Source organism: Actinosynnema sp. NPDC050436, from assembly GCF_040655415.1.
In the GTDB taxonomy this organism is placed as follows: domain Bacteria; phylum Actinomycetota; class Actinomycetes; order Mycobacteriales; family Pseudonocardiaceae; genus Actinosynnema.
In genome coordinates, this window is record NZ_JBFAJV010000008.1 from 338124 (window position 1) to 350144 (window position 12021).

The following is a 12021-nucleotide window of genomic DNA, read 5'->3' on the forward strand; positions in this document are numbered from 1 at the left end:
TGTCCAGCTCCTTCGGAGGAACCCCGAGGGGGGTTTCCCTGGGCAGGGTCCAAATCCGCGGCGACCGGATCGACCGGGTGCGCCCGCCCGGGAGAGGGCGGACACCACCGGCAAGTGGTCTAGACCATAGACGTCATCATCGTCCCGGGTCAAGCTGTCGACCCGACTGGTCCGACCGGCTCACCCCCCGTGCGCCACCCGGCTGAGCAGGGGTTGCGCGGTGCGGGGGCGGTGTCCGGGACGGCGGTGCCCGGATTCCGGGAGCAGGTCAAGCGTGCCGGCTCGCGCAGGCCGCCGGCAGCACCCCGCGCGCGTTAACAGGAGCGCGTTCTTGACCGCGACGACCACCCGGCGCACCGGGTCGCGGCGCGCGGACCCGGCGACCGTCCGCCGATCGGCCGCCTGCGCGACCACGAACCCGTCGGGCGCGGGGCGCGTAACGCGACCCCCTCGGGGGGAGATCACCCGGATGACCGACTCCGCCGACGCGTCAGGAACAGGAAAGCCTTGGCTCCGCTCGAACTCAGCACCGGAACCTTCTACGCCGCGCGCTTCGACCCCTACGGCGAGGACGGGCAGGTGGGCGCGAAGGTCTCGATGGAGTACCAGCCCGCGACCTTCAAGATCAAGGACAAGTTCGCCGACTACCAGCCGGGCACGCGGGTGGAGTTCCACCTCGTCCAGATCGCGCGCGAGGTCCAGCAGCCCGGCCACAACGCCGGGCCGCAGCCGGTGCAGGGCAACATCGGCTACGCCGAGCGGTGCGTGCCGGCCAACTCGCCGCACGCCGGCTGGGCGCTCGACGTCGACCTGATCACCAAGAGGCCGGTCCTGGAGTCCTTCCGCAAGATCGCCGCCGCCCGCCGGGCCGAACTGGCCAACCCGGCGAACCACGCCGCCGACTACCAGGCCCAGCAGACCGCCGACGACACCCTCGTCAACGGCCCGGTGCCGCAGAACGGGGTGCTGGCGAGCCTGGACTTCCGCTACGCGCAGCAGCGGCTGACCGAGACCATCCCGCTGTTCACCACCCAGGAGGAGCAGACCGGCGGCAACGCCCTGTTCGCGACCGACTGGAAGACGGCGGGCCCCAAGCAGAACCGCGCCACGCTCCGGGACAACCCGAACGTGCCGCTCGGCTCCGACCTGCTGGGCATGGACTTCCAGACGGCGGTGCTGCTGCAGTACCAGACGACCGCCGGCGTCCGGAAGAACAAGTACCTCGCCGTGGTGTCGTGGGGCTGGTCGCGGGACGCCGGCGCGAGCCGGGTCAAGCTCCGCGACATCGCCGCCCTGGCCGACCGGACCGGCCTCACCCCGGAGTTCCAGGCCGCCCGCGCCCACTGGAACACCCTCACCGTCACCGACCCGGCCAACCCGAACGCCCCGGCCCGCCCGGTGATCCAGATGCCCGACCACGACGCCTGACCACCCGGCCGGGCCGACCGCGACCGCTGCCCCGCCGGACGAGGCTCCGGCGGGGCAGCGGTGCGGCTCGACCGCCAGGCCCGCCGCACCGGCCCGGCTACACCGTGCACCAGCAGTACAGGAGGTCACCGGCGTCGCGGGCTCGTCGGGACAGGGCGATGAGGTCCTCCAGCGTCGCCCGCACGTCCTCGACCGGTGTGCCGGCCCAGTCCTCCGTCAGGACCACCTCGGCCGCCAGCCCCGCCACCGCCGCGTCGGGCACGGCGGCCAGCACGTCCCGCACCCCGGCGTCGAGCTCGAACACCCACGAGTCCGCCTCCTCCGGCACGGCCGGCCACACCGGGCGCGAGCCGACCAGGTCCGGCCGCCACTCCACGCCCCGGACCACGGCCACGAGCACCCCGAGCCGCACGGCCGGGTCGAGCCCCTTGTCCGCGAAGCCGTCGAAGGGCGCACCCTCCAGCTCCAACGGCCCGGAGTCCCCCTCGCCCATGGTCCGCGCCACGGCTCCGGCGTCGGTCGCCCGGAAGTAGTCGGTCAGCACACCCATCGGTTCCTCCACTGTGGTCGGTCCACCCGCAGTAGACCAGACACCACCGACAAAGGTCGGTGACCAGCCCCACACGGCCCGGGGTGCGCCGTCCCGAAGCCGCCCGCGACCACCGCCGACCACGCCGTCCGCGCCGGTCGGACGGCTCGCGCGCGGGTGATCCCGGTCGCCACCTCCACAGTGGACGGCGGTGCCGGGCCGGGTGCGTGGGAGACTGCGGCCATGCGGACCATCCACCTCATCGGCATCGGTGCCGGGGACCCCGAGCACGTCACCGTCCAGGCGGTCGGGCGGTTGACCGAGGTCGACGTGTTCTTCCTGCTGGACAAGGGGGAGGCGAAGCGCGACCTCGTGGACGCGCGGCTCGCGATCCTGGAGCGGTACGTCCCGGACCCGGCCTACCGGGTGGTGCGGGCGGTCGACGTGGACCGGGACCGGACGCCGGAGAACTACCGGGAGACGGTGGCCGAGTGGCACGGGCGGCGGGCGGACCTGTACGAGGGGCTGTTCCGCGACGAGCTGGCGGACGGGCAGGTCGGCGCGATCCTGTGCTGGGGCGACCCGACGTTGTACGACAACACGATCGCCGTGGTCGAGGAGGTGCGGCGGCGCGGGCGGGTCGGGTTCGACTACACCGTCGTGCCCGGCGTGAGCAGCGTGTCCGCGCTGGTCGCGGCGCACCGGATCAGCCTGAACCAGATCGGCAGACCGGTGCTGGTGACGACCGGGCGCCGGTTGGCGGCGGACGGCTTCCCGGACGACGTGGACGACGTGGTGGTGATGCTCGACGCGCACTGCGCGTTCGCCGGCCTGGACGACCCCGACCTGGACATCTACTGGGGCGCGTACCTCGGCACGCCCGACGAGCTGACGGTCGCCGGACCGCTGGCCGAGGTCGCGGCCGGCATCCCGCCGCTGCGCGACCAGGCCCGCGAGCGCAAGGGCTGGATCATGGACACCTACCTGCTGCGCCGCCGGAAGCGCTGACCGCCCCCGACCACTCCTGGCGTCGCACCCGACCCGGAAACCGTGGCGGCGAACGGTGGTGCAGGCGCTACCCCGGGTCGGGCGTCTGCGTCATGTCCGCTCCGCCCGAACCGCCCCTAATGTCCTCACGGCAAGGCTGATCAGGTCTTTACCGATGAGGGGACATTCCTGTGGGATCGAAGAACGGCCGTGCCGCAGCGGTGGTCGTGTCGGCCGCGCTGCTGGTCGGACTGGTCGGCACGAGCGCGGTCGGGGCGGCGCACGCCACCCCGTCCCGCGAGCCGCTGAAGCAGGCCGTCGCGGAGCTGGTGACGACCGGCATCGCGGGTGCGCAGCTGCGGGTGCACGACCGGCCGGGCGGCTGGACCGGCAGCGCGGGCGTCCGAGAGCTGGGCGAGCCCGGCAAGCCGTCCACCAGCGGCCGGTTCCGCGCCGGCAGCACCACCAAGGCGTTCGTCGCCACCGTGGTCCTGCAACTGGTGCACGAGGGCAGGGTGCGGCTCGACGACCCGGTGGCCCGCCACCTCCCCCGGTACGGCCTCGACCGGCGGATCACCGTCCGGATGTTGTTGCAGCACACCAGCGGCCTCTACAACTACACCGGCTCGCCGCGCGCGGACGGGACGATCGACGTCGGCATCCCGGCGTTCGGCGAGGAGTGGGCGCAGGACCGCTTCCGCACCTACCGGACCGACGACCTGATCAAGTTCTCACTGGCCAAGCCCGCGCTGTTCCCGCCGGGCGAGAAGTTCTCCTACTCCAACACCAACTACCTGCTCGCCGGGATGCTGATCGAGAAGGCGACCGGCACGCCGTACGCGAGCCAGGTCGAGCGGCGCATCCTCAAGCCGTTGCGGCTGAACGACACCAGCCTGCCGGGCACCCGCGCGACCATCCCCGGCCGGCACGCGCACGGCTACCACAGCTACCCGGACGGCGGCCGGCTCAAGACGGTCGACGTGACCCGGCAGAACATGTCGTGGGCCGGGCCCGCCGGCGAGATCATCTCCACCACCGAGGACCTCGACCGCTTCCTGGGCGCCCTGCTGGGCGGCAGGCTCCTCCCGCCGCACCTGCTGGCCGAGATGCGCAAGACGACGCCCACGGGCGGCAACGACGGGTACGGGCTGGGGTTGGAGCTGCACGAGTTCGCGCCGGGCTGCTTCGGCATCGGCCACACCGGGGGCACCCAGGGCTACACCACCTACATGTACAGCTCGGTGGACGGCGGCCGGCGCGTGGTGATGTCGGAGAACCACGGCGTGTACGACTTCGTGGAGCAGGCGGCCAACCTGAAGATCAGGGCCGCCGAGTACAAGGTCGTCGCCAAGGCCCTGTGCGGCTGAGGCACCGGCACGAGGGGGCCGGCCCCGGCCCCCTCGGCTCAGCCCGGCGGACTGCCGTCGTGGCGGGTGAGCAGCGCGCGCAGGGCGGCCATCTCGTTGGTCAGCGCGGTGCGGCCGGGCCCGGTGATGCTCACCCAGGTCTTCGGCCGGCGACCGTCGTACCCCTTGTCCACCCGGACCAGGCCCGCCTCCTCCAGCACGGTGATGTGGCGGGAGAGGTTGCCGGCCGTGAGGTCCAGCGTGGACCGCAGGTAGCCGAACTCGACCCGCTTCGCCTCGGCCGCGATGGTCAGGATTCCGAGCCGGTGGCGCTGGTGGACGACGTCGTCGAGCCCGGTGGTCGGGTGCTGCCCGCTCACCCCGCCCGCCCGGCCCGGGTCGTCCGCCACTGCCCGACCAGCGCCACCACACCTCCGATGACCAGCACCGCACCGGGCAGCACCACGTCCTTGCCGTTGAACAGGAGGTTGGTCTCCCTCGGGCCGATCTCCCAGCCCAGGCGGTAGAAGATCGTACCCATGTAGGAGATGTTGGCCAGCAGCGCGACCCCGGTGAACGCGACGGCCACGACCGTGCACCACGCACTGCGCTCCAGCACGGCGAGCGTCAGCAGGCCGACGGCGATCAGCAGCAGGCCCCCGGTCTTGTCGATCGTGGCGGTGGCGAGGGTGGCGACGACCAGCACGGTGACCACGACACCCACGGCCCGGAGCACGCGCTGCCGTCGCGTCGGCGGGTGTTCGGCCCGCGACAGGCGTATCGCGACCAGCACCGCGCCGAGCGAGATGACGATCAGCGCCAGGCTACCGAAGCGGTGCGCCCAGTGGTGCAGGCTCAGCGCGCGGCCGGAGACGGCACTGATCAGCGGCACCAGCAGCAACACGGCCAGGCCGCAGTACGTGACTTGGGCGTACGCCCTGGTCGACGTCTCCACCCCCACCCGCGACGCCCGCCACCGGTACCACCAGACCGTGGCGAGAAACCCGAAGACCAGGACGGCGAGCCAGTAGAGCCCGAGCGCGAGCGGGTGGGCAACCGGCTCCACGAACCCGCTGTTGAAGACGCGGAGCGGATCGACCCGCCCGAGCCCGGGGACGTCGAACGCGGTGTTCGGGTGGAAGACCCGGCAAATGCTCATGGAGCCGTCGGGGTTGTACTCGCACCGGGTGTCGGGCGAGTTCTCCCAGTCGAAGGGGCGCATGAGCGGAAGCGCCCCGAGGGTCAGCAACCCGAACACGAGTAACGGAAACCAATACCCCCGCCGCACCCGCCTGGTCCGCTTGCGCAGGCTGCTCATCTCATCGATCAGACCGGCGGTCGCCGCGTCGGACATCGTTGCTCTCCCCCAGCGTCTGTGGTGCAGACAGGTTTGCACCGCAAACCTGATGCGGTCAAGGGGCGGTTCGTGTTCGGCTCAAGCGGCACGACTCGGACCGGGACCGACGTGCACCGAATGAGAACTGGTCCGCCGCCCGATAAACTCCCAGGCCAAGGAGTGTCTTCCCCGCGCGAGCGGGGGTGGTCCGGAGCCTCCTCGGCTGTGATGGGGAGGCGGTTGGGTCTTCCCCGCGCGAGCGGGGGTGGTCCGACGCCCGGACGATCGCCAAGCGCCCGGCCGGTGTCTTCCCCGCGCGAGCGGGGGTGGTCCGCGCAGGCACAACGAGCGGGCGGCCCAGATGCTGTCTTCCCCGCGAGCGGGGGTGGTCCGGCCGCGCGGCGCGCGGACGACGAGGACCAGGGCGGTCTTCCCCGCGCGAGCGGGGGCCCCAGTCGCGGCGCGCGTTCGTGGATCGCCATCACCTCTTCCCCACGCGAGCGGGGGTGATCGCTGGACACCGTGGTCCGTAGGATGCGCTGACCGTCTTCCCCGCGCGAGCGGGGGTGGTCCCGGCGTGAGGTAGTGCCTCCTGAGGGACGCGGCATTTTCCCCGCGTGAGCGGGAGTGGTCCACGGGCTAAGCCTTGGGACGCCGATGACGGTGGGCCCTCCCCGCTCAAGCGGGGGTGTGCAGGGCCGTCCGAGCCAACGCGCCGACTTCACACCCCGCCGTACGAAAGCCGCTCCCCCACCACACAAATCAGCGAAGTCGAGAGGTTCTCGCTATCGATTCATCGACCACTGCCGGCTATCATCGCTGGATGCCGATGAGCCCTGACGGTTGGCTGGTGTCCGCCGGTGACGTGCTGGCTCCGGCGGTGGCGTTGTTCCACAGCTTGTCCGACGGCACGAGGTTGGCCATCGTGCAGCGGTTGGCCGGGGGTGAGGCCCGGGTGGTCGACCTGGTCGCCGAACTCGGGCTGGCCCAGTCCACGGTGTCCGCGCACGTGGCGTGCCTGCGCGATTGCGACCTCGTCGTGGGCCGTCCGGAAGGGCGGCAGGTCTTCTACAGCTTGGCACGGCCCGAACTGCTGGAGTTGCTGGCCTCCGCCGAACGGGTGTTGACCGCCACCGGCAACGCAGTGACCCTCTGCCCGAACCGCAGCACCCAGTCCGACAAGTCCGCAAAGGTCCGAAAAGTCTTCCGCTGAGTCGATGAGCCGACGAGTCGATGAGCCTCCGCAGGCGACTGCGGAGAAGGTCGACCACTCACCGAACATCCGCAGTCGACCTCCGCACTCACCCGGACAACCGGACCACCCGCCGCAACAAACACCACCCCGCCCACCAGCGGCAACACCCGATCGCCATGAGTGGTGAAACCAATAACCACCTCATGACGATGTCTTCCACAAAGGGCTCCCCCCACCACCCGACAGCGGTTACCGGCCAGTAATCATCAGGTTCCGACGATGAAATCGTCTAAGATCGTTCTTGTGGGGGGATCCCACCTGGGGGCGCGACGGCTGTGGGGAGTCTGGAGTGCGAATCCTGCTGGTGGAGGACGACGCCCACGTCGCGGGCGCGTTATCCGAGGCGTTGGAGCGGTTCGGGCACGCGGTGGACCACGTGGCCACCGGCAAGCGGGCCGTCGAAGCGGCGGCCGACGCCGATTTCGTGTTGCTCGACCTGGGTCTGCCCGACCTGGACGGGCAGGAGGTGTGCCGGCGGGTCCGGGCCGCCTCGCAGGTGCCGATCATGGTGGTGACCGCCCGGTCCGAGGAGGTCGACCGGGTAGTGCTGTTGCAGTCGGGGGCCGACGACTACCTCGCCAAGCCGTACAGCACGCGGGAGCTGATCGCGCGCATCGACGCCGTCAGCCGCCGCACGCACGGCCTGGCCGCCGCGCAGGAGCCGCCCGCCGACACCACCCCGCCGGACGTCCGCAGCGCCGGGCCGCTGCGGGTGGACCTGCGGACCCGGCAGGTGCGGGTGGCGGGCTCGCCCGTCGAGCTGACCCGCCGCGAGTTCGACCTGCTGGCCGCCCTGATGACCGACCCGGGGGCGGTGCGGTCGCGGGAGGAGCTGTTCGACGAGGTGTGGGACACCCACTGGCACGGCTCGACCCGGACGCTCGACGTGCACGTGGGGACGCTGCGCTCGAAGCTCGGCCACCGGGAGTGGATCCAGTCGGTGCGCGGGGTGGGGTTCCGGGTGCGCGTGCCGGAGTCGACCGCGCCCGGCGGCTCCTGAGCGCCGAGAGGACCTCCTGCGGTGCGCAGACACCTCGTCGCGGTGCTGACCACCCTGCCCACCGTCGTGGTGTGCGCCCTGGGGTGGCCGCTGGCGATGCACCGGATCGACCGGGCCGGCCACGAACTGGTGATCACCCGGATCGGTGAAGCCGAGCAGCTCGTCGACCACGCCGCCGCCGTGCTGCGCCGCCAGTCCGCCACCGCGCCGGAGCGCCTGCTCGACTACGAGCGCGACTCGGCCGCGACGGTGGTCGTCGTGGACCCGGACGGGCGGGCCGTGTACGGCGCACCGTGCGCGGACGCCGACCCGCCGGTGATGGAGCAGCGGGCCGTCCGGGTCGCCCTGCGCGGCGGTCACCTGGAGTCCGCCTCCTACTCGGTGGACGACGGGCGGAGCAGCCTGGTCGTGGCGACACCGGTCATCCGGGACCGCGAGCACTGGGGCGCGGTGATCACCTGCTCGTCGTTGGCCGGCCTCAAGGTCCACGGCTGGACGGTGTGGGCGACGACGGCGGTGATAGAGATCCTGGCGATCGCGTTGAGCGCCCTGCTGGCCGAACCGCTGTCCCGGTGGCTGCTGCGGCCGGTCCGGTTGTTCGACCGCGCCGCGCACCGGTTCGCGGCCGGCGACTACGCCGCGCGCGTCGCCGTGGACGGCGGCCCGCCCGAGCTGCGCGTGCTGGGCGAGACGTTCAACCGGATGGCGGACCAGTTGCAGCGGACGCTCCAGGCGCAGCGCTCGTTCGTCGGCGACGCCTCCCACCAGTTGCGCAACCCGCTGGTGGCGCTGCGGCTGCGGCTGGAGAACCTCGAACCGCACGTGAAGCCGTGCGGCAGGTCGCAGATGGACGCCGCGCTGCGCGAGGCGACCCGGATGGGGCTGATCCTCAACGCGCTGCTCACCCTGACCCGCGCCGAGGGCAGCAACGCCGCCTACGAGCGCGTGGACGTGGCCGCGACCCTCGAAGACCGCGCGGCGTCCTGGCAGGTGCTCGCGCACAGCACCGACGTCCGGGTGCTGGTGGAGCCGGGCGCGGACCTCCGGGCGCTGGCCCTGCCCGGGACGCTGGACCAGATCCTGGACGTGTTCCTGGACAACGCGATCCGCGTCTCGCCACCCGGCGGGCGCATCGCGGTGGGCGCGGAGGTCGCCGGCACGTCGGTCGTCGTCTACTGCCGGGACCAGGGGCCGGGGATGACGCCGGAGGAGGCCGGCCGCGCGTGCGACCGGTTCTGGCGCGGCCCGCAGACCCTGGACACCGAGGGGTCGGGGCTGGGGCTGTCGATCGCGGTGAGCCTGGCGCACGCGAGCAACGGCCGCATCCGGCTGCAACCGGTGTCCACCGGCGGGTTGGAGGCGGCGGTGGTCCTGCCCCTGTGGACCGTCGACCACGACACCCCCTCCGCACGCGGGCGTGACGGGGCGCGGACGTGAGTGAACGCGAGTCTGGCGGGGTGCGGACGTGACCGGACGGGCCCGTGCCGCCCTCGGCTTGTACGAACCCTGCATCGCAGTTGGATCACCCCTGCATCCGGAATTCCTACGCTGCGGCAACGACATCCGCCGGTCGTGCAGCACCCCCGGCGGCACCGCCCGGTGTCGCCCGATCCTGGAGGACGAGGCGTGAGCCGCAACAAGGCGCCGGAACACAGCGCCGAACGAACCACCGCCCCGCCGGCGGACCGGCCGGCAGGTCGCTCCCCGCTGGCCCGACTCGGCGGGCTGCTGTTCCGCCGCAGACTGTGGGTGCTGGTGGCCACCGTCGTCGCGGTCGGCCTCGCCATCCCCTTCGGCGCGGACGTGGAGAGCAGGCTGTCCGAGGGCGGCATCACCGCGCCGGACTCGGAGTCGGCGCGCGCGGAGCAGCTGCTCAACGACGAGTTCAAATCCGGCTCGCCGCACCTGGTGTTCGTCGTCTCCGCGCCGCAGCCGGTGGACGACCCGCAGATCAGCGCCGAGGGCACGCGGCTGACCCAGCGGCTGGCCGACGAGGACGGCGTGGTGCAGGCGGTGTCCTACTGGTCGCTGCAGCAGGCCGACCCGCTGCGCTCCGAGGACACCCGCTCGGCGCTGGTCATGGTCCGCCTGGACGGTGACGAGGACGCGGTGCGCAAGGCCGCCAAGCGCATCGTGCCCGCCTACGTCGGGCAGCAGGGCGACCTGACCGTCAAGGCGACCGGTGCCACCCAGGTGCGGGTGGAGATCGAGGCGCAGAGCTCGGAGGACCTGGTCACGGCCGAGCTGCTGGCCGCGCCGCTGACGCTGATCATCCTGCTGCTGGTGTTCGGCAGCGTCGTGGCGGCCAGCATGCCGCTGGCCGTCGGCGTGCTGGCGGTGATCGGCTCGTTCGTGATCCTGCGGCTGCTGGACATGCTGGTGCCGGTGTCGGTGTTCTCGGTCAACATCACCACCGCGCTCGGCCTGGGCCTGGCGGTCGACTACAGCCTGTTCATCGTCACCCGCTACCGCGAGGAGCTGGCGGGCGGGCGCACCGTCTCCGACGCCATCGCCCAGACGTTGCGCACGGCGGGCCGCACGGTGATCTTCTCCGCGCTGACCGTGGCGCTGTCGCTGTCGGCGATGCTGGTGTTCCCGATGTACCACCTGCGCTCGTTCGCCTACTCCGGCATCGCCGTGGTGCTGCTCGCCGCGCTGGGCTCGATCGTCGTGCTGCCCGCCCTGCTGGCGGTGCTGGGGCGCCGCATCGACGCCCTCGACGTCCGCCGCCCGTTCCGCCGCAAGGGCGCCAAGGGCGACCGGCGGCGCGAGTCCGGCGCGGTGGCGGACACCGCCGGGTTCTGGCACCGCCTGGCTTCGGCGGTGATGCGCAGGCCGGTGCCGTTCACGCTCGCCGTCGCCGCGCTGCTGATCGCGCTGGGCATCCCGTTCCTGCGGGTGGAGTTCGGCGACAGCGACGACCGGGTGCTGCCGCCCGAGGCGCCGTCGCACCAGGCGGCGCAGGTGCTGCGCGAGCAGTTCGACAGCCAGGAGGGCTCGCCGATCTCGGTCGTGCTGCCCGGTGTCGACCCGGCGGCGAGGGGGACCGAGATCGGCGACTACGCCACCCGGCTCTCCCAGCTGCCCGGCATCACCCGGGTCGACGCGGCGACCGGCTCCTACGCCAAGGGCGTGCTCGTCGCGCCGCCCGGCCCGGCCACCGAGCGGCTGACCGCCGACGCGGGCACCGCGCTGTCGGTCATCTCCGACACCGAGCCCTACTCCGAGCGCGGCATGGACCTGGTCGGCACCGTGCGCGACGTGCAGGCCCCGGCGGAGGCGCTGGTGGGCGGGCAGGCCGCGGTGCTGGTGGACGCCAAGGCCACGATCGGCGACCGGCTGCCGTGGGCGCTGGGCCTGATCGCCGCGTCCACGATGGTCCTGCTGTTCCTGTTCACCGGCAGCCTGCTGATCCCGCTCAAGGCGATCGTGCTGAACCTGCTCAGCCTCACCGCGACCTTCGGCGCGATGGTGTGGGTGTTCCAGGAGGGGCACCTGAGCTGGTTGATCGGCAGCCCGACGATCACCGGCCTGATCGACATCGACACGCCGGTGCTGATGTTCTGCGTGGCGTTCGGCCTGTCGATGGACTACGAGGTGTTCCTGCTGTCGCGGATCAAGGAGGAGTACCACCGCACGGGCGACAACGTCGCCGCCGTCGCGTGGGGCCTGGAGCGCACCGGCCGCCTGGTCACGGCCGCCGCCGCGCTGGTGGCGGTGATCCTGATGGCCTTCGCCACCTCCGGCCTGACCCCGCTCAAGCTGCTCGGCGTCGGCCTGGCGCTGGCGGTGATCATGGACGCCACGCTCGTGCGCGGCATCCTGGTCCCCGGTTTCATGCGCCTGGCGGGGCGCGCGAACTGGTGGGCACCCCGGCCGCTGCGCCGCCTGCACGAGAAGATCGGCCTGTCGGACTGACCGGTTCCGGGGCCTGCTCCGGACGCGTCGACCCGCGAAGCCCGTCCCGGCCCCGGCCGGGGCGGGCTTCGTCCTGTCCCGGCGCACCCCGCCGAGGCCGTGACCTGCGACGTGAGGTGTCCTCGCCGCTGGTCACCTACCGGCGGGGAAACAATTCCCGGCCAGGGCAAATCGGACACAAGTCTGGATCGCAGTTGACGTTCCCTTGCACCTGCCCTGCAC

General features: G+C 72.2%; 10 protein-coding genes. 7 read left to right on the top strand and 3 right to left on the bottom strand.

Going from position 1 to position 12021, the window contains the following annotated elements; all coding sequences use genetic code 11:
* The first annotated feature begins 507 nt into the window (after window positions 1-507).
* Entirely contained in the window at window positions 508-1428 is a 921-nt protein-coding gene (locus tag AB0I60_RS21450) for a hypothetical protein (RefSeq protein WP_360732263.1), read from the top strand.
* A 97-nt stretch (window positions 1429-1525) separates the two neighbouring features.
* Here the strand turns inward: AB0I60_RS21450 and AB0I60_RS21455 are convergent, their stop codons facing one another.
* Window positions 1526-1978: a hypothetical protein gene (locus tag AB0I60_RS21455; RefSeq protein ID WP_360732265.1), complete on the bottom strand. Its 453-nt coding sequence runs from the start codon at window positions 1976-1978 to the stop codon at window positions 1526-1528.
* A gap of 222 nt (window positions 1979-2200) precedes the next feature.
* Here AB0I60_RS21455 and cobF point away from each other — a divergent pair, with 222 nt between their 5' ends.
* Window positions 2201-2965: a precorrin-6A synthase (deacetylating) gene (gene cobF, locus AB0I60_RS21460; RefSeq protein WP_360732266.1), complete on the top strand. Its 765-nt coding sequence runs from the start codon at window positions 2201-2203 to the stop codon at window positions 2963-2965.
* 170 nt (window positions 2966-3135) lie between these two features.
* Window positions 3136-4311, top strand: a complete 1176-nt coding sequence (locus tag AB0I60_RS21465) for a serine hydrolase domain-containing protein (RefSeq protein WP_360732268.1) — start codon at window positions 3136-3138, stop codon at window positions 4309-4311.
* A 38-nt stretch (window positions 4312-4349) separates the two neighbouring features.
* Here the strand turns inward: AB0I60_RS21465 and AB0I60_RS21470 are convergent, their stop codons facing one another.
* Both AB0I60_RS21470 and AB0I60_RS21475 read right to left on the bottom strand, forming a co-directional pair.
* On the bottom strand, window positions 4350-4700 hold the full coding sequence (locus AB0I60_RS21470; RefSeq protein WP_360732270.1) for a transcriptional regulator: 351 nt from the start codon (window positions 4698-4700) through the stop codon (window positions 4350-4352).
* Complete coding sequence (locus AB0I60_RS21475; protein WP_360732272.1) at window positions 4667-5644, bottom strand: hypothetical protein; 978 nt, start codon at window positions 5642-5644, stop codon at window positions 4667-4669. Before AB0I60_RS21475 ends, AB0I60_RS21470 begins: the two co-directional genes overlap by 34 nt.
* An 805-nt stretch (window positions 5645-6449) precedes the next feature.
* Here AB0I60_RS21475 and AB0I60_RS21480 point away from each other — a divergent pair.
* From AB0I60_RS21480 to AB0I60_RS21495, 4 genes are all read left to right on the top strand, one after another.
* A complete protein-coding gene (locus AB0I60_RS21480) occupies window positions 6450-6839 on the top strand; it encodes a metalloregulator ArsR/SmtB family transcription factor (RefSeq protein ID WP_360732273.1) in 390 nt (129 codons plus the stop codon).
* A gap of 331 nt (window positions 6840-7170) precedes the next feature.
* On the top strand, window positions 7171-7881 hold the full coding sequence (locus AB0I60_RS21485; protein WP_360732274.1) for a response regulator transcription factor: 711 nt from the start codon (window positions 7171-7173) through the stop codon (window positions 7879-7881).
* Between the two features lie 21 nt (window positions 7882-7902).
* Window positions 7903-9318 carry a HAMP domain-containing sensor histidine kinase gene (locus AB0I60_RS21490; RefSeq protein ID WP_360732276.1) on the top strand — a complete coding sequence of 472 codons (1416 nt, stop codon included), beginning with the start codon at window positions 7903-7905 and terminating at the stop codon, window positions 9316-9318.
* Window positions 9319-9507: 189 nt separating this feature from the next.
* Window positions 9508-11799, top strand: a complete 2292-nt coding sequence (locus tag AB0I60_RS21495) for an MMPL family transporter (RefSeq protein ID WP_360732278.1) — start codon at window positions 9508-9510, stop codon at window positions 11797-11799.
* Window positions 11800-12021: the final 222 nt, after the last annotated feature.